The following is a 22,824-nucleotide window of genomic DNA, read 5'->3' as shown; positions in this document are numbered from 1 at the left end:
GCGGACGACGGCCGAACGGCCTTACCCCTCCGCGTTCCGCCTGCGGCATGCGCCGGCGACGATCGAGGCCGCGCGGCGGGCGATCGCCGGATCCGGGGTGCGGAGGTCGGGCGCGTGAGGGCGGCGTGGGGGCGGATCGCGCTCGAATCGCTTGCCGTGGTCGCGACCGTGGTGGGCGCCGCCGGTGTGGTTCTGCATTTCAATCGAACCGAGTCCCGGTGGCTGGTTCTGGCGGCGTCGGGCGCGCCGTATCTGATGTGCACCGCACTGGCCGGGGTGGCGCTGTTCGCTGCCGCGAAGCGGTGGGCCGGGGTCGCGGTGGCCATTGCAGTTGCGGGCGTGGCGATCTGGACGCAAGCTCCGCTGTATGTCGGCCACTCCCCCGGCGATCACGGCACGCCGCTGACGGTGATGCAGGCCAATCTGCTGTTCGACGGCGCCGATCCGCAGGCGCTGATCGAGCAGGTGCGCGAACGCAAGGTCGACATCCTCACCGTCGAGGAACTGACGCCGGCCGCGGTGCGCGCACTCGAGGGCGTGGGCCTGGAAAGGTTGCTGCCGCATCGGTATCTGTCACCCGGACGGACCGCCACCGGTACCGGGATCTGGAGCGCGTATCCCCTCTCGGACACGGTGGAATACGACGGATTCGTCCTGAACCAGCTCTCCGCGACCGCGACCGTCCCGGGAGCCGGACCGGTCACCGTCTATGCCTTCCATCCGGTGCCCCCGATCTCCGGAACACACCTGTGGGCCGACGAATTGTCCCGGCTGCGAGCCATTCTCGACCGCTCGCCCGCGGACCGGCCGGTGATCGTCGGCGGCGATTTCAACGCCACCTTCGACCATGCCCAATTCCGCGCGATGCTCTCGGGCCGGTTCCACGACGCGGCCGAACAGGAGGGCGCCGGCCACCTCGTCACGTATCCCACCGACAAGCGCTGGCCACCACTGGTCGGCATCGACCACATCCTGGTCGCCGACGGTCACGCGGACACCGTCGACACGTTCCGCCTGCCCGGCGCCGATCACAAGGCGCTCATCGCACAACTGCGCCTCCGTCCGCACTAGCCCCGATCAACTCCGGCCGATTGTCGGTACCCGCGGCTATCGTCCGCATATGCACCCGGCCACCGCAGTCGTCGCGGACATCGTCGCAGCGATCACGCCGCTGGACCCCGTGGAGCAGGAGCACATCGAGCAGACGCTGTCCTGGCTGGACGACACCGACGACATCTTCCGGCGGGAACCTCCCGCCACACCGCCGCAGCACCTGGTGTCGTATGTGGTGGTCGTCGATCCGGATGCCCGCGCGGTACTGCTCGGCGCGCATCGCAAGTCCGGACTGCACCTGCCGATGGGCGGTCACGTGGACCCGGCCGAAAATCCCTTGCACACAGCGCGACGAGAGGCCGCCGAAGAGCTCGGAACGCAGGCCGAATTCACCGTTGTCGGCGAACGCCCCCTGTTTCTGACCATCACCCGGACCGTCGGAGCGCATCCACACCGCGACGTCTCGCTGTGGTACGTGATGCGCGGCGACCGCGAACGTCCCTTCGCACTCGACCCACGAGAATTCGCCGATGGGCGATGGTGGGACATCGATGACGACGCCCTCCCCGAATCCGACCCCCACCTGAGCCGGTTCCTCACCAAACTGCGCACCGCGCTGTCGGCGCGGTAGCAGCCCGGCGGCGGGCGAGTACGCACCCGAGTCCGCCGACCGGGAAACGTTCAGGGCTTGTGTTCTTCGAGGTGCGTCCAGTAGCCGGGAGCGAAATACGTGTACTTCGCCGCCGTGTAGACCGCCAGCACTCCCCCCTCGAGGAACTTGAAATTGTCCTCCGGGTCGGGGAAAGACTGTTCTCGGTCCGGCCCACTCGCTGTCGTGTATACGCGGAAAGGCATGACAACCACGGTATCCCTCTCGCAGGGACGGCGGACCGACCTGACCGTCTTCTACACCAACGATTTTCCGAGCGCCTGCCGCCGCCGCATATCCTCGAGGTACCCGTCGAACGGGTAGCTGCGCCAGTGTTCGGGCAGGCGCTTCAGCACCGTTCCGATGGTTCGCATCACGATCTCGAAGGCGCGCTGCCGCCGCGGCCCCCATCCGAGCCCCAGCGCGTCGCGGAACTGCTGAGGAAGGAAGCCGGTAGTGAAGAAGCGATTGACCCGCGCGAAGGCGATTCGCTCGACACGGCTGTACGGCCCCAGGCCGATGACCTGATCCAGCAGATAGCGGCGAACCTCGTCGTCGAACGAGATCTCGCCCAGCTTGGCGTTCCAGTACTCCTCGAAGGCCGCCCGGTCCGGCGGCCACAGCCGTTCCGGCATCTGCAAGGTGGTGCCGAAGCGTGCGGACTCACGGTAGAACTCCTCCGCCAAGTTATCGTCGATTCTTCCGTAGAACAACCGGGTCGAATCATCGACGCCACGATAGATGCAGGCGGCCACCCAGAGCTGGAGTTGCGGGTCGAAGGCGTTGTAGCGGACCGGGCTGCCAGGACGCGAACGCACCTGCCGATGCGAGGTGTCCACGGCGGCACGGTAGGCGGCGCGGTCTTCTTCGGTCCCGAGCATGGCCACCGCCAGATAGGTCAGCGTGGTGCGACCGCGCTTGCGCGGATGCCGCGCGTATTGGCCGCTCTCCACGGTACTTTCGACCACACCGCGGCCGACCGGCGGCAAACCGAGTTGCATCACGACATTCGCCGGGCCACCCAGCAATGCCGCGGGACCGGCCATGTACTGCCGCCGGCGGGCGAGTCCGGCATCCGGCGGCGGGGCCGCGGCGGCGGTTCGGGCGGCTCGATTCATACGTATCACTCCGAGGATCACTGAGACATTAGGCGTCTCATCTTCTCACCATCCGAAGGTCGGCGGCAATGCCCCCGAAACCGGGGCATCCCGCAATATGTGAATGTATATTCTGAATTATTCGGCGACACGATACGAAGGGTTCGCCGGCCTGGCTGGGATCGAGGTCTGTGTGGTGCTGTCGACTTCTGCGAGCGGGCTGGTCCGGTCCGTCGGTGACGCGTTCGCCGCCGCGTCGGTGTTGCGGCGGCGCGGCATGTTCGACCCGTGGCATCCGCTCGATATCGTGCGCACCGCGCGTGACGCCGGGACCTACGGCCCGTTCGTCACCGTGCTCGCCCACGCCGCGCGCCGCGATCCGACGGCGCCGGCATTGGTCGACGAACGGGGCACCCTCACCTTCGACGACCTCGACCGGGAATCCAACGCACTCACCCGCGGGCTCGCCGCGCGCGGTTTCGGGCCGGGATCCGTGCTCGCCGTGCTGTGCCGCGATCACCGCGGCATGGTTCTGAGCCTGCTGGCCGCGGGCAAGCTGGGCGCCCGGGTGGTGCTGCTCAACACCGGGTCCGCGGGCCCGCAACTCGCCGAGGTCGTCGACCGCGAGAAGATCGAGGCTCTGCTCCTGGACAGCGAATTCGTCGACCGCGCCCGCGCCGTTCCGGCCGGCATCCCCCGGCTGCTCACCTGGGACGACGACGAGACCTCCGCCCTCACCACCATCTACGCGCAGGCCGGGCCGCATTCCACCGACCCCGTACCGGCGCCGCCGCGCCCCGGGGGACTCGTGATTCTCACCAGCGGGACCACCGGAACACCGAAAGGCGCTCCGCGAGACAAGGTTTCCCCGCTGCAGTCGGCCCAGTTCCTCGACCGGATACCGCTGCCGCGCGATGCCACGATGGTGATGGCCGCGCCGATCTTCCACGGGACCGGGCTGTCCCAGTGCACGCTAGGCTGGGCGCTGGGTAATCGAATCATCCTCCGGCAGCGCAAGTTCGATCCGGTTCGCACGCTCGCCGCGGTGGCCGAATACGGCGCCGCGACCCTCGTGCTGGTGCCGACGATGTTGCAGCGCATCGTCGATCTCGACGAGTCGGTGTTGCGGCAGTACGACACGTCGTCGCTCGAGGTGATCTTCGCCGCCGGTTCGTCCATCTCACCGGATCTGAGCCGCCGCACCGCGGACGTCTTCGGCGACGTGCTCTACAACCTGTACGCCTCTACCGAGGTCGCGGTGGCGGCGGTGGCGACACCGCGGGATATGCGCGAGGCGCCGGGAACGGTCGGCCGGCCGCCGGTCGGATGCCGGGTCGCGATCTACGACTCCGACCGCAATCCGGTGACCACGCCCGGTGTGGTGGGCACGATTTTCGTCTCCAGCGGCCTCAGCTTCACCGGATATACCGACGGGCAGCACAAGGAGATCGTCGACGGGTTGTTGTGCAGCGGCGACGTCGGGCATTTCGACGCCGACGGCCGGCTGTTCGTCGACGGCCGCGACGACGACATGATCGTCTCCGGCGGCGAGAACGTCTACCCTCTCGAGGTCGAGAACCTGCTGGTGAGCCGGGCCGACGTCGCGGAGGCCGCGGTGGTCGGCGTGGACGACCGCGACTTCGGAAAGCGGCTGCGCGCCTTCGTCGTTCGCGCCGGCGGAGCCGACGTGGACGCCGAGCAGATCCGCGACTACGTCAAGGCGAATCTGGCCCGCCACAAGGTTCCGCGCGACGTCGTCTTCGTCGACGAACTGCCGCGCAACGCGACCGGGAAATTGCTGCGGCGGCAGCTGGAATCCGAACGCGTCGCACCCGCCGACTAGTTCGCCGCGAAGAACCGATCCGCCATCGGATACCAGCCGGGGACCGCCGACGCGAGTTCCCCGGCGACACCGAGCAATTGCGCGGCCAGCAACTCGAGCCCCGTATCGCGTCGGGCAAGGGTCGTGGCGAGTCCCACCGGTACGGTTGCGCTCAATTCACGCAGCCGGGTGAATCCGCCGGGATCCGGGTTCGCCGCGCAATACAGCAGGGCGCTGCCCCACCGCTGGCAGAATTCGGCACTGTCCCACAGGTTTTCGGCAGAACCGACGTCGATGACCACCGTGGGCGGCCCGTCGATCACCCAGCCTCTGCGAGTGACCCGGCCGACCACCGCCACCGACTGCTGCCCACAGACGCGATCGATCACACTTCCCAGCGGCCCGTCCGCACCGACGATCGCCACCGCACCACGATCGGCCGTTTCCCGCATACCCACCTCACCTGCCTATCAGATCCACCAGTTGCCGGCGCAGCCAGGACAGCGCCGTCTCGCCGTCGGGCCCGACGACGTAGAACGGATAGCTCTGGTGGACACCGGAATTCACGAACTCCGCGATCTGGGCCTTGCGCTCGTCCACGGCGTTCGCGTCGAGCTGGCCGGCCAGCAAGCCGAGACCTCCCGCGGCCAGCGTCGAATCGAGAAGATCCCCCGCATCCCGGGAGTACCGGTCGAACATCGCGGGATCGGGATTCGAGATCTCCACGAAGAATCCGGCGATACGGCCGGCGAAATCGCCGTCGGGCATTGCGCAGTACAGATCTCCGGCCGCACAGAACGTGTAGGTCCGCGGACCGAGCAGACCGAATCCGCCAGGGCGCGGGCCGCCCGCGCCGGCCCCGGCGACAGGCGGACCGATCAGGGTGTCGGTGGGTGCGCGGCGAGGATCGGAGATCAAGCCCACCAACGTGATTCGGTCGGGCGCCACCACACCGTGGCCGGTGCCGATCTCGGCCGCGAGATCACCCGCGGCGTCGGCGCCTTGGCTGTAGCCGACGATCGCGATGCGGGTCGCGGTGCACGACCCTGCCACCGCGGCGACCGCGGCACGGGCTTTGTCGACGGCTTCGCGCTTGGAGCGGCCGTAGACCTCACCCTCCCAGGGGAAGGCGGTCGCGGTGTATGCGATATAGCCGACCCCGACGTCGCCCGGCAGCGCATCCACACTCGCCGCGAGCATCCCCTTGCGCGGATCGGCATCGGAGGTTTCCCACGTGCCGGGCACGGCCAGCACATACAGGCCGGGACAACTCGGCGACGCGTGCGCGGGGGCGCCACCGCCGAAGTGCGCCAGGCCACACGTCACCGCCACCAGTCCGGCGGCCGCGAGGGACTTCCAGCGTGCAAACGGAGACAAGGTGACACCTCCGAATCACTCGGCAGCTTTGCCGCGACCTCCGCACCCGGGGACGCAGTGCCGTTGTTGAGAGAATGATAGATAACTTATCACCCCCACCGGCCGAGCGTCGCCGGATTCGCACGAATTCACCCACGTCGAGATCCGGCGTCCGGAAGTTCAGAAGAGCTCCACGACAGTGACATTGACTATCGGCCGACGAGTGCGACACATCGACATCCCACCTTCCGTCATACACGACAAGAAGGCAATGTCGCGCCAGCGAGCAGCTCCGCTAAGAACGAGGAGTAACTTCCGATCCGCGCCTCGCCCGGGGGCGGTTCCTTCTTGTGCCGTCGAGAACGGTCCGGGGCGTCGGCGCGGGCTCGCGATTCGACAGCCGCCGAACGGGTACGCGCACGGCATGAGTCACCCCGAGAACACCGACGCAGGCGCCGACGCCGAGCAGGACGATCAGGAAACCCAGGGCCGGCGCACAGTCGATGCGCCGCCGGAGCACTCCGGCAAACTGGCCGGGCCCGGACCCGCCCGCGACCAGAACGAGGATCCCGACACCTGATTCGGCTCGAGCCCGCGTTCCCGGCCGGATATCACCGGGAACGCGGGCCAACGCCGCTAGTTGTACTCGTAGAACCCGCGACCGGTCTTGCGGCCCAGGCGGCCGGCGTCGACCATGCGGCGCAGCAGCGCCGGGGGTGCGTAGTGCGGCTCGGCGAATTCGCCGTACAGCGATTCGGCGGCGGCGAGCGCGATGTCGAGGCCGACGGTGTCGAGGAGGGTGAGCGGTCCCATCGGGTAGCCGCAGCCGCCCTTCATCGCGGCGTCGATGTCCTCGGCGCTGGCGTAGCCCGACTCCAGCATCCGCACCGCCTGGCACAGGTACGGGATCAGCAGCGCGTTGACGATGAATCCGGAGCGGTCACCGGCCTGCACGGTGGTCTTGTGCAGGGTGTTCTTCGCGTAGTCGGTGACGGCGGCGGCCGTCTCCGGCGAGGTGACCAGCGTCGAGATCACCTCCACCAGCGGCATCACCGGCACCGGATTGAAGAAGTGCAGGCCGACGACCTGCTCCGGACGCTGCGTGGCTCCGGCCACCTTGATCACCGGGATCGAGGAGGTGTTGGTGGCGAGGATGCCGGCCGGCTTCACGATCTTGTCCAGCTTGCCGAAGATCTCGTACTTCAGCGACTCGATCTCCGGAGCGGCCTCGATGACCAGGTCGCGATCGGCGAACTCCTCGATGTCGAGGGTCACCCGCACCCGGGCGAGCACGGCGTCGGCCTCGTCCTGGGTGATCTTGCCCTTCGTCACTCCCCGCGAGATCGACGATTCGATGCGCTTGTGCGCCGCCTCGGCGAAGTCCGGAGTCGTCTCCAGGACGAGAACCTCGCTCCCGGCCTTCGCGCATACCTCGGCGATTCCCGCACCCATGGTTCCGCCACCGATCACACCGATCAGCTTCACAGTCGTCTCTCCCACCATCTCGGTTTCGAACACTTTCGCGCTCATTATCGCTGTTCGGGTAGTTGGAACAGGTTGCGGGCAAATTCGGGACCCGGCAACCGCTCCGTCACCTGCCACGCCGCGACGGGCAGCGATCGGCGATATCGCTGCTCGATCGGCTCGCCTCGCGCCGATTCCGTTCCAGCAGGACGACACCCAGCGCGGCAGCGGTGAAGGCCGCACCGCACCACAACGCGGTGGCCGGGCGACCGGTGTGATCGACGGTCGAACCGGCGGCGACCGGCCCGAGTACGGCACCGATATTGAAGGCGGTGGTCGCCAGCGCGCCGGCGATCCGGGGAGCGGTCGGCGTAGCGGTCTGCACAATCGTCGCGATCAGTGTCGAGCCGACGCCGAACGCGACCGCGCCCGCCACCACCGACATGACCGTCACCCCGATCAGCGTGTGCGCGACCAGCGCGGCCGCCACCCAGACTCCGACGAGCAGGACCGTTCCGGCGCGGATGATCCGGCGCCGATGGCGGTCGCTGTAGCGACCGGTGACCGTCACACCGAGGAACGAGCCGGCGCCGAAGAGGGCCAGCACCAGGGGAACCCACCCGCCGGCCCCGCCGACGGCGGTCGTGATGGTGCCCAGATAGGTGAATGCGGCGAAGGTCGCGGCGTTGACCAGGACTCCGGCGATGACGGCGAGCGCAACTGGGCGCTGCGTCAGCGCGGACCATTCGCGCCGCATCGGAGGGACGGTCCCGCTGGGCGCACCACCCTCGGCCTGTGTTCGCCGGCCGAGCATCGTCCACACCGGCACGAGCACCGCCGCGCTGAGCACCGCGACGGCCCAGAACGCCGAACGCCAGCCCCAGATCTGACCCAGCATCGTGCCCGCGGGCACACCGGCGATACAGGCCACCGTCACGCCGGAGACCACCACGGAGGCCGCGCGCCCGACCAGCGCAGGACCGGCCAACCGAGGCAGTGCGGCCAGCACGACCGCGAGGAATCCGGCCTCGGCGACCGCCGCGACACCCCGCGTGACCAGCAGCGGTGCGAAACCTGTTGTGGTAGCGCCGATCACGTGAGCGGCACAGAAGACCCCGAGAAACGCCGTGACCGAATATCGAACCGGCAACCGGCCCGCGGTCATTGCCATCACCGGCGCTCCCATCACCATTCCGGCGGCGAACAGCGAGGTCAGCAAACCGGCGGCGCCGAGCGAGACGCCGACATCGTCGGCGATCCGCCGCAGCAGACCCGACACCATGAACTCCGATGTGCCCTGCGCGAACACCGCGACAGCCAGCACGAAAACCACAGGGGGCATGAGGAAGTACTCCAGGAGACTGGGCGCACACGTATGCGGGCGCCCGGCGAAAGAATCCGGCATCATCCGGCGCTGCGAGAGACGCCAACCGCACCGGTCGCTCAGCCACCGGCGGGAACCCTGCTCACAACGCCGCCCGGCCCACAGGCCGAGCGGCTACCGTTCGGATGCCTCCGGAGAACTCACCGCACCACCTTGACAACGCGTCTCGACGCGGTGGCGACGCCGCCGGAAATCGAAGGCGCCCGGCGACACTCGACCTAATTCAGGCGGGCGGCACGGTCGCGCAACAACGCCTGTTCGGCGGCGTTGGCGGTGAGTGCGGCGGCGCGCAAATAGGCGGCGCGGGCGTCGGCCGGGCGGTCCAGCTGCGAGAGGAAGTGGGCGCGCACGGCGTAAAGCAGATGGTAGGAGTCGAGTGTGCCGGTCGCGGCCACCGCGTCGACGAGGTCGAGACCCGCGGCGGGGCCGTGCACCATGGCCACCGCGACGGCGCGGTTCACCTCGACGACCGGCGACGGAAAGCGTTCGGCGAGAACGGCGTACAGGCCGGCGATGCGCCGCCAGTCGGTGTCCTCGGAGGTGGCGGCCATGGCGTGCGCGGCGGCGATGGCGCCCTGCAGGGCGTAGCGGCCGGGCGGAACACCACGACGCACGGCCAGGTTGTGGGCCCGGCCGAGGGCGGCGAAACCGCGGCGGATGGACAGCTGATCCCAGCGGCTGCGGTCCTGATCGGGCAGCAGCACAAGCTGTTTCGTCGCGTCGCTGCGCGCACCGGTCCGGGAGGCCTGCAATTCCACGAGGGCGGCGAGGCCGAATGCTTCCGGCTCCCGGGGCATCAGCCCGGTGAGGATGCGCGCCAATCGCAATGCGTCGTCGCACAGTTCGGCGCGCACCCAGTTGTCGCCGGAGGTGGCGGCGTACCCCTCGTTGAAGATCAGATAGATGACCTCGAGCACGGATTCCAGCCGATCGGCCAGCTGCGGACCCGCCGGAACCTCGTAGGGTAGCTTCTTCTCGGCGATGGTGCGTTTGGCTCGCACGATCCGTTGTGCCACCGTCTTTTCCGGCACGAGATACGCGCGGGCGATCTCCTCGGTGGTCAGGCCGCCGACCATGCGCAGCGTCAATGCCACCCGAGCCGGCTGCGACAACGCGGGATGGCATGCGGTGAACACCATGCGCAGCAGGTCGTCATCGATGTCGTTCGGTTGATCGCCGGCCTGTTCGGCGAGCAGGTCGTGTCCGAGCATCGGCAGTTTGCGGGCGAAGGTGGCGTCACGCCGGATCCGGTCGATGGCGCGGTGTTTCGCGGTGAGCATCAGCCAGCCGCCCGGGTTCGGCGGAATCCCCTCGCGCGGCCACTGTTCCAGGGCCGCCAGATGTGCGTCCTGTGCGAATTCCTCGGCGGTGGCGATATCACCGACCAGTCGGGTGAGTCCGGCCACGAGTTTCGGCCATTCGATGCGCCACGCCGCCTCGACGGCCCGAGCCGCCGGTGAGCGGCCGTCGGCACCATCGTGCGGGCGGCCACTCACCTCGGGGAAGGACATAACGTCAAGCCTGGTCGTCGAGCTGCCGGATCTCCAGTTCGATATCCCATTCCGGCCCGTGCAACCGCAGGAAGCGCGAACCCCACTCCACGGCTTCGTCCTGCGAGCGGGTCTGCACGAGGCAGTATCCGCCGACGACCTCCTTGGACTCGCTGAACGGGCCGTCGAGCACGCTCTGCTTGCCAGCGGTCTGGCGAACCCGCACGCCCTCCTCGACCGGTCGCAGTCCCGCCGTGTCGAGCAGGACGCCGGCCTTGGTCATCTCCTCGAGCAGTTTGCCCATATTCTCGGCCATCGCCGGATCCGGCCCCTGCGTCGGCGCGGCCGTGGGATCGAGACGGATCAGCATCAGATAGCGCATGTCCGCATCCTTCCTCATCGCACCTGGTAACGCAGATACACCGCGCCCGAACCGAAAGCCTTCGACTCCAGCAGGTCGAGATCCAGTTTCGCCTTGTCGTGAAACACCGGCGTGCCGGAACCGAGCGTGACCGGATGGACGACGATGCGGAATTCGTCGACCAGACCCATATCGATGAACGAATGCACCAGCTTGGGACTGGCGTAGATCGCGATCACGCCGCCGTCCTCACGCTTCAGCGCCTCGATCTGCGCGGCGAGGTCGCTGCTGATCAGCCGGGTGTTGTTCCATTCGGCCGACTCCAGCGTGGTGGAGCAGACGATCTTGTCCACGGCGTTGACCCATTCGGCGTGCCTGCGTTCGGCCGGCGAACTGTCGGCATTCGGATGCTGCGACCAGTATCCGAACATCCCCAGATAGGTCTCCCGCCCGTAGACCGCGGTCTCGAAGTCGGCCTGAATGTGTTCGGCATACGCCTGCAACTCGTCGTCGTAGGCGCGGAACGTGAACTCGAATCCCAGGTTCTCGCCGGAGGAGGCGTAACCGTCCAGCGTCATGTGCTCGAAAGCCACCACTGTGCGCATGCTTGTGTCCTTCCAGGGTGGGCTGCCTCTCAGCCCCTCACCTACCCCTCGAACGGGACACCCCTGGAATCGACATCATCGGAAGAAATCTTTACCGCTTGCGGCCGACCGCGGCATATCCGGCGGCCGGAGGCGCGGTCGCACCGGTGTCGAGCGTGCTCACATCGTCGGGCAGTGCGGGAGCCACCCCGCCGGCGTGCCAGTCGTCGATCGCCACGATGCCGGGCTCGATCACATCCATGTCGCGAAAGAAGCGCGCGACCCCGTCGTAGGACCGAGCTTCCATCTCGATCCCGCTCTTTCGATAGGCCGCGACCGTCCCCTCGACCATGTCCGGGGCGAAATCGGGGCTCAGGTGCGTCATCACCAGAAACGATCCAGAGGCCAGCGGTGCCAGCAGGGTGTCGATGATGTCGTACACCTCGTCTCCCGGTACGAAATGACACAGCGCTATCAGACTCAGCGCCACCGGCTTCGAAAAGTCCAGTGTCGCTTCCACTTCGGGCGCGGACAGAATCCTTCCCGGATCGTGCACATCCGCCTCGACGTATCGGGTGACCCCCTCCGGAGTCCCGGTCAGCAGTGCCCGCGCGTGGGCCAGCACGATCGGGTCGTTGTCGACGTACACCACGCGCGCATCGGGTGCGGCCTCCTGGGCGACCTGGTGCAGGTTCGGCTCGGTCGGGATTCCGGTGCCGACGTCGAGAAACTGGCGAACGCCGAGGTCGGCACTCAGGTGCCGGACCGCGCGCGCCATGAACGCCCTGTTACCCCGCGCCACCGCCCGCACCGACGGGATGGCCTGCTCGATCGCTGCCGCCGCCACCCGGTCGGCTTCGTAGTTGTCACGTCCGCCGAGGTAGTAGTCGTATATGCGGGCACTGTGCGCCCGATCCTGTCCGAGATCCACCACACCGCCGTCGTCGGCCACGGCCCGCTCCTCTCCACTTGTGTTGTCGCAGAGGAGTTAACCACTGCGTGCCACCGTCACACCACGGCATCGATGACATCAGTGGAGCGGCCCGGATGACTTCCGGAATGCCTACGGCCCCGCGACCGGGCTGACGCAGCTGGCCGGGGGGTCGACGAAGATGCAGAGGGCCGGGGGTCGGGTGGGGCGGTAGTCGGCGGGGACGCCGCCCGCGGCGACGATCTGCGCGTAGGTGCCGACGGCGTCGGTCGGGCGGCGGGTGAGCGACGGGTCGGTGCGGACGTCGACGGTGTAGAGGCCGAAACGGGGTGTGTAGCTGCCCCATTCGTAGTTGTCGGTGAGGCTCCAGTAGTTGTAGCCCATCACGTTCATACCGTCGGCCTTGGCGCGTTGCAGCCAGTAGACGGTGTCGCGGAGGTGGTCGCTGCGGGTATAGCCGTCGCCGCGGGGCAGGCCGTTCTCGGTGGGCATGCCGTTCTCGACGATATACAGCGGCTTGCCCGGGAAACGGCGCGAATAGTGTTGCAGCGCATAGTAGATGCCCTCGGTGCGCAGCGGCATCTCCCAGATGCGCGGGCCGGGCAGGGGCGGCATCGCGGAACCGGTGGCCCGTCCGATCGCGCTGTACAGCGACTGCGCCGGGTCGAATCCGAAGTAGTAGTCGACGCCCACGTAGTCGAGCCGGGCGCCGATCCGGTCGACCAACTCGCCGTTGACCTGATCCTCCGCACCCGCGACATATCCGACGTTGGCGGTGACCTGAGCTCCGGGCTGCTTCTGATGGATGTAGTCGTAGCTGGCGTTGTGCACGTCGACGACCCCGGTCAGCATCGTGTTGGCATCGGCGCCGCCCTCGCGCACCTCGTTCTGAATGTAGGCGACCGGTTCGTTCACGGTGACCCACAACGGGTTCCGCGAGGAGTAGCGATCGACGACGGCGCGCATGTTGGCCAGCCAGTCCCCCACCATGCCCGGATTGCGCCAGCCGCCCCGGTCCGCCTCCCAGCCCGGATACACCCAGTGGTCGAGGGTGATCATCGGCCGCATCCCGGCGCGCACGATGCTGTCGACGACCGAATCGTAGAAGCGAAACGCGTTGTCGTCCCACTTCCCGGGCGTGGGCTGCAGCCGCGCCCATTCGATCCCGACCCGGAACACGCGCATGCCCATATCGGCGGCCAGGCGGATGTCGGAGTCGTAGCGATCGACGAAGTCGACCGAATCCTGCAGTGGTTCGTAGCCGGGATTGCGAGCGATATACCGAGTCCAGTTGCTGTCCGGCGCATGTCCTTCGGACTGGAAACCGGAACTCGACACGCCCCACAGGAAACCGGAGTCGAGCGACGACAGCGCCGCCGCCCGCATCGGTGGGCCGGCGAGGGCCGGAGTGCCGCTCAGCAACACCGACGCAACAGCGACGAACACGGCCGAGACATTGCGCAGAAACCGGGATCGCATCAAGCCAGGGTAACGAATACGGTCCGTCCGCGCTGGTGATCGGTCACCACTACGTCACCGTCACAATGGGTTCCGCCGGCGCACCAGCGACCCGCGAGCATCGCAACGGCTCGCGCGCCGCACCGCATCGGAGGACGGTCAGCCGCCAGACTCCGGCCTGGTCAGATCGTTTTCTCCCGCAGTCGGTCCGCGACCCACGTGTCGATCTCCCGGAGCGCGGCGGCGGCCATGCCGGTGGAGCGAGCGGTGAAGGCGTGCGTCGACTCGGGGTAGACACGGACGTCGACATCGTTGCCCGCGGCGGAGAGCCGGGCGGCCAGCGCGAGATTGTCTTCGAGAAGGATGTCGAGCCGACCTACCACCAGCAGTGCCGGTGGTAGGTCGCCGAGATGTCCGTAGAGGGGAGATATGTCGGGATCGGTGCGGTCGGCGACGTGGCCGGCATAGGCCTCGATGAAGTAGTCGCCGGCGTACAGCCTGCCGCCGGGAGATCGCCCGCTCAGGTCGTAGGCGCCGTACTGCAGCACGGCACCGGCACACCGATCGGCCAGTCCTCGATCTCGCAGACGCAGCAGCGTGGTCAGGGCCAGGGTGGCTCCCGCCGATGCTCCGCCGACGACGAATGCGGTTGTTCCGAACAACGATTCCGCCCGTTCCAGGAGCCACAGGGCCGCGGTGTCGCAATCGTCGGGTGCGGCGGGCCAGGGATGTTCGGGCGCCAGTCGATAGTCGACGCTCACCACTGCCACACCGAGCGTATCGGCCAGCATCGCATTGCGCGCATCACCGCTCGCCGCCGAGCCCAGGTAGAAACCGCCGGGGTGAATATCGAGGTAGGCGCCCCGAATCTCGGTATGCCGGGGAACGGTGACCCGCACCGGAACTCGATGGCTACCGACTTCGGCGATGTGCTCGGCGGCCCTGCCACCCGACGGGCAGGACGCGGCATGCCTTGCGCGGACCCGCTGCAGTTCCTGGAAATCCACAGGGCCCGCAACAGCTTTCGAGGCGGCATTGAACCGCCTGCTCTCCTCGACATGCGCGTCGAGTCGCGCATCGATCAGCCGCTTCAGTCCGATTTCCATAATCCTCCTCATTGACGCGCACGCCGTGCGGCATCGAATGGCAGCTGCCCTCGGCACATCGGCATCGAACAACCTCACGTTGTTCAGGCGAATGCAATCAGGGTCGGCGACCTGCATCAAACAACCGAGTGTGGCAGTACGCACAACCATTGGTTGAACATGCAGCTGAGCGGTTCACGACTGGCCGTCCCCGCAGGTTGTCCCGGCGCACTTCATCGAACCCGCGGACATGCACACAGCCCGCGACCACCGCGTCCGGGCGCCGCACCCGTTCCGGCAGACTGGGCGGATGGCACATTCCGCCGCGTTCCGCCCCACGCCGGCGGACCTCGCCGCCGCGAAGGACCGGACCATTCCCGATCTGGTGGCACCCGACCTGCGGGTGCTGTTCTGCGGTATCAATCCGGGACTGTGGTCGGGCGCGACCGGCCACCATTTCGCTCGCCCCGGAAACCGCTTCTGGCCCGCGCTGTTCCGCTCCGGCTTCACACCACGCCTGTTCCGCCCCGACGAGCAGGAAGAACTGCTCGAACTGGGGCTGGGCATCACCAACGTCGCCGCACGAACGACGGCGAAGGCCGACGAGCTCACAGCGGAGGAACTGCGCGAGGGCGGTCGCGCGCTCGCCGAGCGAGTCCGGCACTACCGCCCACGCGTCCTGGCCGTCCTCGGCCTGGGCGCCTACCGCACCGCATTCGGCCGGCCGCGAACCACCGTCGGACGCCAACCCGAAACCCTCGGCACCACCGCGATCTGGGTGCTGCCCAACCCGAGCGGCCTCAACGCCCACTACACCCTCGACGCCCTGGCAGCCGAATTCCGCACACTGCGGGAGGCGACGGAAACCGGCTGACGTCGGGATGTCACTGTCACCCGATTCGAACGACCCGTGCCCAGTCGGGCGGCCGCGCCGGAACGTGATCCGGATCAGCCTCGTTCCACGACCGCTGTCGTCCCAGCAAGCCCACGACCGTCCGGCACGCGGGCCGGCCCGCCGGCCACGGTGTGTGACCGTCGGTCAGGACAACGATCACGTCCGGACGGACTTGCGCGCGTAGCGCTTCGGCGAAACCCGCGCGCAGATCCGTGCCGCCGCCACCGACCAGCTCGATGCCGTCCGCTCGGCACAGGGGTTGCGCGATCCGAGCCGCGGCGTCGCAGGACAGGACCCGGACGAGATCGCGGCGACCGCCCACGGCACGGAAGATCGCCAGCGTTTCCAGCAGGGCGCTGCCCAGTTCCGCGTCGCTCACCGACCCCGAGGTGTCGATCACCACGCTGACCTGCGGCGGGGTGTGCCGCAGGCTCGGTAGCACCACGCCGGGCACTGCGGTTGATCGCCGAGCCGGCCGGCCATAGGTGTAGTCGTCGCCGGCACCGGACGCGGAGACCGCGGAGCGGATGGCGCCGCGCAGCAGGTCCCGCCACGGCTGCGGTGGATGCAACGCCTCCTCCGCCCAGCGCCGCCACCCCCGGGGCGCGTTACCCGGATGACCGTCGATGCCCTGGGCCACGCGGAACCGGACGGCCTCGCGTTCCTGATCGCTGAGGCCGTTCGCACCGTCCGGCCCGTACTCCCATGCGCGGTCCAGTCCGTCGGCACCGCTGCCGCAATCCAGCCACGCCATGTCCTGGGTGTGTGATCCCAAGCGGAATTGACGCAGATAGTCCTCCATGAGTTCACCGCTGTGCAGTCCCAGACTTGCCGGTACGACAGCGCCTTCCGGCTCGATCAACCCGTCACCGAACGCATCGTCGTTGATCTCGGCGTCCGCGGCGATGTTCATTCGCAGCCGTTCCGCCGGACCGGTCAGATTGTGCTCACGAGCGAATCGGTCACTGCGCCCGTGATGGTCGCGCAGCAGATGCGAAACCTCGTGTACCAGAATCGAAGCCAGCTCCTCCACGGCCGTGCGGCCGACGAACACCGGCGATACGTAGCACCGCCAATACCGGTCCACACCCATCGTCGGCACCGCGGGCGACTCGACGATGTGCAACGCGTACAGGGCGGTGGCCAGATAGGGGCGGGCCCGCGCGGCCAGCAGGCGGGCGGCGCCGAGCTTCTCGAAATCCACCGTCGTGGCCCCCGCGGTCATCGTCTCGCCTGCGCGGCAACGCGTTCCGCGGCGCGGTCCGCCTGTCGGGACACCGACACCATTCCGGCGAGGTGCTCGATCGATGCCGGGACCTCCCACTGCTCGCGGCGCAGTGTGGCAAGGGTGGTTGCGGGAACGACCACCAGATCCGGAGCTCCGGTCTCGACGGCCTTCGCCAACAGCGCCCAGGCCGCGTCCCAGCGCGACTTCTCCGGCTGCCGGCGGACGGCCGCCACCACGGCGTCGAGCACGGCTTGGCGCAGATCACCGCGTTCCGGCAGGTCAGCGGTGTCCGGGCAGGCGAGCAACTGCTCCGGGTCGGGAAGTTCCATCCGGTCGATGCAGGTCAGCAGTTCGAATCCGGGGCCGTCACCGACGGTGCCCCGGACCAGCATGGACACCACATCCCGGCCGACGCCGGCCGCGGTCGCGAAGGCGATCAGTCGCAGGGTCATATCCCAGCTGCGCGGCGACGGCCAGGCGCCGCCCCGTCGTGCTTCACCGCTGGGCATGCGATGCACCAACGCGGGCCGGGCAGCGAGCAGCCCGCACACCGCGCGCCGAGCGAAAGCCACTGCCTCCGGGAACTTTTCGGGGTCCAGCGTGGGCAGATCCGCGCGGGGCCAGACTCCGCCCAAGCCGCGCACCACGACATCGGGGTCGTGAGTCCAGGTGAGGTGGACGAATCGGTTGGCCAGCGGCGGGCTCAATTCCCAGCCGTCCGCGGCCGAGGAGCGCGGGTTGGCGGCAGCGACGATGCGGACACCGGCCGGCAGCCGCAACGCACCGATCCGGCGTTCCAGGACGAGCCGCAACAGCGCCGCCTGCACCGCGGGCGGTGCGGTCGACAGTTCGTCCAGGAACAGCAAACCCCGACCGGCGCGCACGAGCCGTACCGCCCAATCCGGCGGAGCCAGCGGCACACCGTGTGCCGCGGGATCCTCTCCGACGACGGGCAGGCCCGAAAAATCGGACGGTTCGTGCACACTCGCGATCACGGTGGTCAGCGGAAGGTCCAAGGTTTCGGAGAGTTGGGTCAGGGCCGCGGTCTTCCCGATTCCGGGTTCGCCCCACAGGAGCACCGGAAGGTCGGCGGCCACGGCCACGGTCAGGGCCTCGAGTTGGATGTCGGAGCGCGGCTCGGTGGTCGCCTCGTTCAGCAGAGTCAGCAGTTCACCGGCGGCGTCGAGCCGGGCGGCGCCGGCTCGTGCCGTGGTCGGAACAGGTGTGGTCATCGTGAATCACCCTTGGTTTCAGAAGAATCGGGCACATGCGCGGTGCGCGGTCAGCGCGACGTCGCGTGGCGGGGATGTGTGCGGTGGGAGTGCGTGCGTCGTTTCGCCGGCGGGAAGGCCTCAGAGGAATCGGACAGCCCGGTGCGGAATTGCCGGTACGTGCTTTCCCGCTGCGCGGCCGCCTCCAGTTCGTCTCGCAACGCTCCCGGACGCAACAGCGCCGCGGTTCCGAGCAGGTTTTCGACGACGGCCAACGCTCCGGCGATATCTCCGTGACGCAACCGATCCCGGACACCGGCAAGGCAATCCGGCCGGCGGTGCGCCAGATCGATCGCTTGCAGGCAGGGCAGCGGTGTGCCGGACAGTGCGACGAGCAGTTCCTCGCGGCGGATCTCGGCGGGGCTGTGATCGAGCGCGGTCAGCTCGCCGTCCACCAGTGCGATGCGGTGCTGCTCTCCCCGGCACTGCACCAGATGCGGATGATCGTGCCGTTCTGCCTCGAACGACTTTGCGGCCGCGCAGAACTCAGGCACGATTGCCGAAGCGACCAGCGGATGCAGGCGATCGGCCGTGATCGCACCGGCGCGCAACAATGCCAGATCGGGAAGCACCCAGGTCGCCGCGTACGGCAGGATCGGAAGCGCGGGTATCGCGCCCCGCGGGTATCTCTGCGCGACCCGCAGCGCGGGAGGATCCCCTTCGTACTCGAGGATCACCCGATGTCGCACGCCGAATCGCACCAGCACCGGTCCGCGCCGATATCCGTCGGCGCACAGCAGTAAGTCCGCCTCGGCCGCCCACCGATCGACAGCACTCCCGGGCGGGGCGTGCTCCGCGACCCCACTCTCCGTGCGGCTGACGTCGGCTGTTTCCGCTGTGCCGCATCGTGTTCCGAGTTCGTCGGTGTGGCGCGCGTCCCAGAGGTGACGGTGCAGATCGAATCGGAAACGGCGGTTGGGTCGGGGATGCGGATGCGAGCCGATCCCGCGGTCCGGACACGATTCGTCCCACAGCGCCAGGCTCATGCGTTGTCCGGAGTCCGCCCAGGCCGGCGGGGTGCGGACGACGAGATGCACGAAACTGGCTCTACGACATCGCTTTCTGCGCTCTCCGGTGTCGTATCGAGCCAGAGTCGTCGTGAGGCCCGGCCGTAACACGCCGTCGGAGGCGACCCTCGGCATATGCCAGCGCAGTAGATCCGGCGCCAGATGCCGCAGATCGCCCCGTACCCGGGCGGCGAGTTCGCTGCCGTGGGTACGTGCCAGTGCGCGCGGATCGACATCGACATCGACCCCCGCCGCGGCACACGCTCCGGCCCAGTCCCCGGCACGGCGCCGGGTGGTCGCGGTCTCGATCATGGAGGGCGGTACGGCGAACTCGCGTATCCGCAGCCACAAGGGAATTCGGGAATCGTTCCCGTTCGCGGTCACAGGGTGCATCAGCACTCACCTGGCGCGAACGAGACCCCCAATCCTGTTCCGAAATGAGTCATCATCACGGCCGATGATACCGCCTCTCAGAACACGAAGTCACGCAGTGCCAGGAACCGCATACCGCCGACCGCACCGGTGACGGCGAGGACGGCGCTCGCCTGGGCGAGGTCGCCGAGGCCGGGGGCCCAGAACCGGAGGCCGGCGAGCGCTGCGGTGCTGATAAGCACGCCGACGAGCGCGAGGCCGCCGCCTTCCCACTGCGCGGTGAACCAGCCGACGCGCCCGGCCGCTCGGAAGGTGAGCCGGCGGTGCATTTCGTTCGCGATCGCCGTACTGACCAGCGAGCCCGCGATATTCGCGACCAGCGGGCCGAGCTCGCTCATGACCAGGAACAGCACGGCGTAGGCGATATTGGCGGCGCCACCGACCAGGGCGAAGCGGATCAACTGGGCGACAGCGTGATCACCTCGCAGATATCGCCGGCCGCGATCGAGCCATTGCGGGAGTCCGCCACCGAGGGGCGCATCGAAACGCCCGGCGAGGGTCGTGTCCCACACGGCATTCCGCGCTCCGAAGGTGGCAAGTGCTCCGCTGTTCATGGGAAGACTGTCTTCCACGCCGCTGTCACCGGACTGACGCCGCGCTGACACGATGCTTACACCGGACTCCACTGGGGTAGCTCGGCCCGGACTGATTCGCCTGAACCACCGGAAAGCTCTGTGCGAGAACCTATTAGATTCTCTCCATGGGGCGGCACGCGCAAGTTGCGCGACTCGGTCAGGTAGCGGAACTGGCGGGGCCCGTCGTGCTGACTTCCGCGACGACGCTGGTGCTGGGCGTGACCGATACCGCGCTCCTGGGCCACCATTCGATCGAAGCGCTCGGCGTCGCCGCATCGGTGCTGCCGATATGGATCTTCTGCACCGCGGTGGTGGTGCCGTGGGGATCGGCGACGCAGATACTCGTCGCCCGCCGGCACGGCGCCGGTGACTCCGATGCGATCCGGAACGTGACGTCGACCGGGTTGTCCGGCGCCGCCGCGGTCGGCGTGGCGGTCGCGATGGCCGCGGCGGCGGCCGCGCCGGTGATCGTGGCGGTGACCGCGCCGGCGGGCCTGGATCGCCGCGAAGCAACGGTCATGTTGTGGATTCTGTTGTGCGGGTTGCCGTTCACAGCCGTCACCGCCCATGTGCGTGGTGTGCTCGCCGGAATCGGTGATACGAGAGGCAGCGCCCAGGTGGCGGTGGCGGTGGCCGTGCTGAATGTGATGGTGTCGGCGATCCTGATCTTCGCCGCGGGATGGGGACCGGCGGGTTCCGCGGTCGGTTCCACCCTCGCCGTCGCGGCCGGCACAGTCGCTCTGATCCCGCGCGTTCGCCGGGCCACCGGGCTCGCGGTCGTCTGGGCCAGGACAGATCGCACGGTATGGCACGCGGTGACCGCGCTCGCCGTGCCGGATGTCGTATTCGGAGTTGTCGGCTACGGGAGCGATGCCGTCATCGCGGCGGTGGTCGCCCAAGCGGGGACGGTGAGCCTGGCCGCGCACCGGGTGATGAGCCTGGCGATCGCGACCGTGTGGATGCTCGTGTTCGGAATCGGTGTGGCGACAGCGGTTTTGGCGGGACAGTGCCTCGGCGCCGGTGACCATCGGGAGCACCACGCCGTCGTGCGAGCCGGCGCGGCGCTGATGGTCGGTGCCTCGAGTGCGGTCGCGCTGCTGCTCACCGCACTCTCGCCAGTGTTGTTCCGGCTCGTCTCAGGCGACGCCGCGGTCGGTGCGACCGCTCGCGGGGTGGTGTGGTCGCTGCCCGTACTGGCGCCGATCATGTCGATCGGCATGGTCTACGCCGCTCAGCTACGCGCGGCCGGGAACACGAAAGCGGTGATGTCCGCGTCCGTGTTCTCGGTCGTCTGCGTCACTCTGCCCGCCGTATGGATATCGGCCGCGGTGCTGCACTGGGGGCTCACCGGTGTCTACCTCGGGATCGTGGCCGGCTGGATCGCTCGGGCCGCGGCCACACACCGGCGCCGGCGCGCAGAAGCGGGCACTACCCCAGCTTGAAGACATTCGCCTTTCCGGAGACCACGGTGTCCTGCGGATCGACCAACGCCACCCGGACCTGCACCGTCTGGCCCTGCTGCAATTGCGCCGGCGACCCGTCGGGCCCGGTCAGCACGACGACGGTGCTCTGCGCTTGCCCATCGCACGTGACCTGCGGTTGCGTACCCATCGCGGACGGTGCGTCGGCGTTGGGATCACCCACCATGACTTTGACGGCGGATGCGCCGGAGTTGGCATCACAGGTGTAGTCGACCCCCACGTTCGCAGGTCCCACACCTTTGATGTCGATCGTATTGGCGGCGAGCGCCGGAGCGGCCGTCGAGACAGCGGCCAACCCCATCGCTGCCAGGGCGCTGACGAAAAGAGCTGAGCTTCGGTAGTTCCGGCCGGTCATCATCGATCTCGTCCTCCTGGCTTGTCGTACGAACGGTGATACCGAATCGTTGGAACGCCGGTGTCGGACCTCTCGCGGGTCGGCGGACGCGATGACAGGCCCGCGTACCCGCCGACACCAGTATCGAGCCGTGGTGTGGATACCCGGAAGCACAGCTTCAAACTCGCTCCACAGAGTCGTGTCCACCGACGCTCGAGGCATGGGACCACCTGCGGATGCGAGTCCGCAGTCACGAACGAAGGTGTGCCAGCAGTTCGTCCGCGGCCGGGTACGGGTGCTCATGAGGCAGTAGCCGGGCAGCAGAGTCGAGGTCGCCATCCCTGACCAGCTCATGAATCTCGTGGGCCAGTGGAGTCATGTCGCTGATGGCGACTGTCCACTCGTCCGCGTAGCGCCGTACGGCTTCACCGCAGAGCCCGAGTTGCAGCGAGCGGTACGGAAGGGGCCGCAGATGCAGATCCCGCTCGGGATCCCACTGGACGCGGGCGGGCGCGCGCTCGAGCCGGTGGTGCCAGGTGCTGCGGTCGGGATGCAGCCCGGGCTTGTAGCTCGACAGGCACGCATGGCGCAATGCCCATTCGAAACCGCTGCGTGAGATCTCCACGGCAAGGATGGTCTCTTGATCCGGCTTCGAGCCCCATCCGCAGCGGTACATCATCCACAGGAACGACGGCTTGATCCACGTCATCCGGTCCCGGTTCCATGCCGCGGGGAAGGCGCCGTCGCGGATGGCGGGCCTGCCGATGTCCGGGGAGTATGCCTGGTAGACAGTGACCGTGGATGCCGTATGGAGCGCGCGGATCCTGTGTTGTGGTTCTTCCATGTTGTAGAGCGTGACGCCGAACG

General features: G+C 68.2%; 24 protein-coding genes. 6 read left to right on the top strand and 18 right to left on the bottom strand.

Annotated elements, in window-relative coordinates; all coding sequences use genetic code 11:
* The first annotated feature begins 114 nt into the window (after positions 1-114).
* Together IG65_RS0105695 and IG65_RS0105690 are read left to right on the top strand one after the other, a co-directional pair.
* A complete protein-coding gene (locus tag IG65_RS0105695) occupies positions 115-1,071 on the top strand; it encodes an endonuclease/exonuclease/phosphatase family protein (protein WP_030513764.1) in 957 nt (318 codons plus the stop codon).
* A 49-nt stretch (positions 1,072-1,120) separates the two neighbouring features.
* Positions 1,121-1,684: an NUDIX hydrolase gene (locus tag IG65_RS0105690; RefSeq protein WP_030513763.1), complete on the top strand. Its 564-nt coding sequence runs from the start codon at positions 1,121-1,123 to the stop codon at positions 1,682-1,684.
* Between the two features lie 50 nt (positions 1,685-1,734).
* Here IG65_RS0105690 and IG65_RS37630 read toward each other — a convergent pair whose 3' ends face one another.
* Together IG65_RS37630 and IG65_RS0105680 are read right to left on the bottom strand one after the other, a co-directional pair.
* On the bottom strand, positions 1,735-1,908 hold the full coding sequence (locus tag IG65_RS37630) for a hypothetical protein (protein ID WP_156055502.1): 174 nt from the start codon (positions 1,906-1,908) through the stop codon (positions 1,735-1,737).
* 51 nt (positions 1,909-1,959) lie between these two features.
* The gene (locus IG65_RS0105680) at positions 1,960-2,820 is read right to left on the bottom strand and encodes an oxygenase MpaB family protein (RefSeq protein ID WP_030513762.1); all 861 of its coding nucleotides are present in this window, start codon (positions 2,818-2,820) and stop codon (positions 1,960-1,962) included.
* Positions 2,821-2,923: 103 nt separating this feature from the next.
* On the opposite strand from IG65_RS0105680, the gene IG65_RS0105675 reads away from it, so the two are divergent.
* Entirely contained in the window at positions 2,924-4,642 is a 1,719-nt protein-coding gene (locus IG65_RS0105675) for an acyl-CoA synthetase (protein WP_081879290.1), read from the top strand.
* Here IG65_RS0105675 and IG65_RS0105670 read toward each other — a convergent pair.
* Complete coding sequence (locus IG65_RS0105670) at positions 4,639-5,073, bottom strand: hypothetical protein (RefSeq protein WP_146100606.1); 435 nt, start codon at positions 5,071-5,073, stop codon at positions 4,639-4,641. The two genes, IG65_RS0105675 and IG65_RS0105670, sit on opposite strands and share 4 nt — an antisense overlap.
* 7 nt (positions 5,074-5,080) lie before the next feature.
* Complete coding sequence (locus tag IG65_RS0105665; RefSeq protein WP_030513759.1) at positions 5,081-5,998, bottom strand: cutinase family protein; 918 nt, start codon at positions 5,996-5,998, stop codon at positions 5,081-5,083.
* A gap of 403 nt (positions 5,999-6,401) precedes the next feature.
* Here IG65_RS0105665 and IG65_RS37625 point away from each other — a divergent pair, with 403 nt between their 5' ends.
* Positions 6,402-6,557: a hypothetical protein gene (locus IG65_RS37625; RefSeq protein WP_156055501.1), complete on the top strand. Its 156-nt coding sequence runs from the start codon at positions 6,402-6,404 to the stop codon at positions 6,555-6,557.
* Between the two features lie 56 nt (positions 6,558-6,613).
* Here IG65_RS37625 and IG65_RS0105655 read toward each other — a convergent pair whose 3' ends face one another.
* From IG65_RS0105655 to IG65_RS0105620, 8 genes are all read right to left on the bottom strand, one after another.
* Complete coding sequence (locus tag IG65_RS0105655) at positions 6,614-7,462, bottom strand: 3-hydroxybutyryl-CoA dehydrogenase (RefSeq protein ID WP_030513758.1); 849 nt, start codon at positions 7,460-7,462, stop codon at positions 6,614-6,616.
* A gap of 106 nt (positions 7,463-7,568) precedes the next feature.
* The gene (locus IG65_RS0105650) at positions 7,569-8,783 is read right to left on the bottom strand and encodes a Cmx/CmrA family chloramphenicol efflux MFS transporter (RefSeq protein WP_063833542.1); all 1,215 of its coding nucleotides are present in this window, start codon (positions 8,781-8,783) and stop codon (positions 7,569-7,571) included.
* Between the two features lie 260 nt (positions 8,784-9,043).
* Positions 9,044-10,336 carry an RNA polymerase sigma factor gene (locus IG65_RS0105645; protein ID WP_030513756.1) on the bottom strand — a complete coding sequence of 431 codons (1,293 nt, stop codon included), beginning with the start codon at positions 10,334-10,336 and terminating at the stop codon, positions 9,044-9,046.
* Between the two features lie 4 nt (positions 10,337-10,340).
* Complete coding sequence (locus tag IG65_RS0105640) at positions 10,341-10,697, bottom strand: YciI family protein (protein ID WP_030513755.1); 357 nt, start codon at positions 10,695-10,697, stop codon at positions 10,341-10,343.
* Between the two features lie 14 nt (positions 10,698-10,711).
* Positions 10,712-11,281 (bottom strand): dihydrofolate reductase family protein, encoded by a 570-nt coding sequence (locus tag IG65_RS0105635; RefSeq protein ID WP_030513754.1) that lies wholly within the window; start codon positions 11,279-11,281, stop codon positions 10,712-10,714.
* A gap of 91 nt (positions 11,282-11,372) precedes the next feature.
* Entirely contained in the window at positions 11,373-12,212 is an 840-nt protein-coding gene (locus tag IG65_RS0105630; protein WP_051755420.1) for an SAM-dependent methyltransferase, read from the bottom strand.
* 111 nt (positions 12,213-12,323) lie between these two features.
* Entirely contained in the window at positions 12,324-13,670 is a 1,347-nt protein-coding gene (locus IG65_RS0105625) for a family 1 glycosylhydrolase (protein ID WP_030513752.1), read from the bottom strand.
* 161 nt (positions 13,671-13,831) lie between these two features.
* Positions 13,832-14,755 (bottom strand): alpha/beta hydrolase fold domain-containing protein, encoded by a 924-nt coding sequence (locus tag IG65_RS0105620; protein ID WP_030513751.1) that lies wholly within the window; start codon positions 14,753-14,755, stop codon positions 13,832-13,834.
* Positions 14,756-15,044: 289 nt separating this feature from the next.
* On the opposite strand from IG65_RS0105620, the gene mug reads away from it, so the two are divergent.
* Positions 15,045-15,608, top strand: coding sequence for a G/U mismatch-specific DNA glycosylase (mug, locus tag IG65_RS0105615; protein WP_030513750.1), 564 nt, complete (start codon positions 15,045-15,047; stop codon positions 15,606-15,608).
* Positions 15,609-15,624: 16 nt separating this feature from the next.
* Here mug and IG65_RS0105610 read toward each other — a convergent pair whose 3' ends face one another.
* The 4 genes from IG65_RS0105610 to IG65_RS0105595 all read right to left on the bottom strand — a co-directional run bounded on the left by IG65_RS0105610 (position 15,625) and on the right by IG65_RS0105595 (position 20,121).
* Complete coding sequence (locus IG65_RS0105610; RefSeq protein WP_030513749.1) at positions 15,625-16,854, bottom strand: VWA-like domain-containing protein; 1,230 nt, start codon at positions 16,852-16,854, stop codon at positions 15,625-15,627.
* Positions 16,851-18,089 (bottom strand): MoxR family ATPase, encoded by a 1,239-nt coding sequence (locus tag IG65_RS0105605; RefSeq protein ID WP_030513748.1) that lies wholly within the window; start codon positions 18,087-18,089, stop codon positions 16,851-16,853. The genes IG65_RS0105610 and IG65_RS0105605 overlap by 4 nt, the downstream gene beginning before the upstream one ends.
* Before the next feature lie 50 nt (positions 18,090-18,139).
* A complete protein-coding gene (locus IG65_RS0105600) occupies positions 18,140-19,528 on the bottom strand; it encodes a hypothetical protein (RefSeq protein ID WP_036523485.1) in 1,389 nt (462 codons plus the stop codon).
* Between the two features lie 77 nt (positions 19,529-19,605).
* Positions 19,606-20,121, bottom strand: a complete 516-nt coding sequence (locus IG65_RS0105595; RefSeq protein ID WP_081879289.1) for a GtrA family protein — start codon at positions 20,119-20,121, stop codon at positions 19,606-19,608.
* Positions 20,122-20,267: 146 nt separating this feature from the next.
* Between IG65_RS0105595 and IG65_RS34420 the strand changes: the two genes are divergently transcribed.
* Positions 20,268-21,584, top strand: coding sequence for an MATE family efflux transporter (locus IG65_RS34420; protein WP_081879288.1), 1,317 nt, complete (start codon positions 20,268-20,270; stop codon positions 21,582-21,584).
* On the opposite strand, the gene IG65_RS0105585 is transcribed toward IG65_RS34420, so the two are convergent.
* Entirely contained in the window at positions 21,571-21,981 is a 411-nt protein-coding gene (locus IG65_RS0105585; protein ID WP_156055499.1) for a hypothetical protein, read from the bottom strand. The genes IG65_RS34420 and IG65_RS0105585 overlap by 14 nt on opposite strands.
* Positions 21,982-22,207: 226 nt before the next feature.
* A complete protein-coding gene (locus IG65_RS0105580; protein ID WP_030513743.1) occupies positions 22,208-22,801 on the bottom strand; it encodes a DUF4291 domain-containing protein in 594 nt (197 codons plus the stop codon).
* Positions 22,802-22,824 lie beyond the last annotated feature (23 nt).

The organism is Nocardia sp. NRRL WC-3656 (genome assembly GCF_000720265.1).
Taxonomy (GTDB): Bacteria; Actinomycetota; Actinomycetes; order Mycobacteriales; family Mycobacteriaceae; genus Nocardia; species Nocardia nova.
This window is presented reverse-complemented; position numbering and strand designations above follow the sequence as displayed.

What these genes read in the sequence shown, in the direction of transcription:
- IG65_RS0105585 (WP_156055499.1), bottom strand. Translation starts at nt 21,981, where the DNA reads ATGATGACCGGCCGGAACTACCGAAGCTCAGCTCTTTTCGTCAGCGCC.
- mug (WP_030513750.1), top strand. Translation starts at nt 15,045, where the DNA reads ATGGCACATTCCGCCGCGTTCCGCCCCACGCCGGCGGACCTCGCCGCC.
- IG65_RS0105620 (WP_030513751.1), bottom strand. Translation starts at nt 14,755, where the DNA reads ATGGAAATCGGACTGAAGCGGCTGATCGATGCGCGACTCGACGCGCAT.
- IG65_RS0105595 (WP_081879289.1), bottom strand. Translation starts at nt 20,121, where the DNA reads ATGAACAGCGGAGCACTTGCCACCTTCGGAGCGCGGAATGCCGTGTGG.
- IG65_RS0105610 (WP_030513749.1), bottom strand. Translation starts at nt 16,854, where the DNA reads ATGACCGCGGGGGCCACGACGGTGGATTTCGAGAAGCTCGGCGCCGCC.
- IG65_RS0105680 (WP_030513762.1), bottom strand. Translation starts at nt 2,820, where the DNA reads ATGAATCGAGCCGCCCGAACCGCCGCCGCGGCCCCGCCGCCGGATGCC.
- IG65_RS37630 (WP_156055502.1), bottom strand. Translation starts at nt 1,908, where the DNA reads ATGCCTTTCCGCGTATACACGACAGCGAGTGGGCCGGACCGAGAACAG.
- IG65_RS0105675 (WP_081879290.1), top strand. Translation starts at nt 2,924, where the DNA reads ATGTATATTCTGAATTATTCGGCGACACGATACGAAGGGTTCGCCGGC.
- IG65_RS0105580 (WP_030513743.1), bottom strand. Translation starts at nt 22,801, where the DNA reads ATGGAAGAACCACAACACAGGATCCGCGCGCTCCATACGGCATCCACG.
- IG65_RS0105645 (WP_030513756.1), bottom strand. Translation starts at nt 10,336, where the DNA reads ATGTCCTTCCCCGAGGTGAGTGGCCGCCCGCACGATGGTGCCGACGGC.
- IG65_RS0105625 (WP_030513752.1), bottom strand. Translation starts at nt 13,670, where the DNA reads ATGCGATCCCGGTTTCTGCGCAATGTCTCGGCCGTGTTCGTCGCTGTT.
- IG65_RS0105635 (WP_030513754.1), bottom strand. Translation starts at nt 11,281, where the DNA reads ATGCGCACAGTGGTGGCTTTCGAGCACATGACGCTGGACGGTTACGCC.
- IG65_RS0105670 (WP_146100606.1), bottom strand. Translation starts at nt 5,073, where the DNA reads ATGCGGGAAACGGCCGATCGTGGTGCGGTGGCGATCGTCGGTGCGGAC.
- IG65_RS0105640 (WP_030513755.1), bottom strand. Translation starts at nt 10,697, where the DNA reads ATGCGCTATCTGATGCTGATCCGTCTCGATCCCACGGCCGCGCCGACG.
- IG65_RS0105690 (WP_030513763.1), top strand. Translation starts at nt 1,121, where the DNA reads ATGCACCCGGCCACCGCAGTCGTCGCGGACATCGTCGCAGCGATCACG.
- IG65_RS0105605 (WP_030513748.1), bottom strand. Translation starts at nt 18,089, where the DNA reads ATGACCACACCTGTTCCGACCACGGCACGAGCCGGCGCCGCCCGGCTC.
- IG65_RS34420 (WP_081879288.1), top strand. Translation starts at nt 20,268, where the DNA reads ATGGGGCGGCACGCGCAAGTTGCGCGACTCGGTCAGGTAGCGGAACTG.
- IG65_RS37625 (WP_156055501.1), top strand. Translation starts at nt 6,402, where the DNA reads ATGAGTCACCCCGAGAACACCGACGCAGGCGCCGACGCCGAGCAGGAC.
- IG65_RS0105600 (WP_036523485.1), bottom strand. Translation starts at nt 19,528, where the DNA reads ATGCACCCTGTGACCGCGAACGGGAACGATTCCCGAATTCCCTTGTGG.
- IG65_RS0105650 (WP_063833542.1), bottom strand. Translation starts at nt 8,783, where the DNA reads ATGCCCCCTGTGGTTTTCGTGCTGGCTGTCGCGGTGTTCGCGCAGGGC.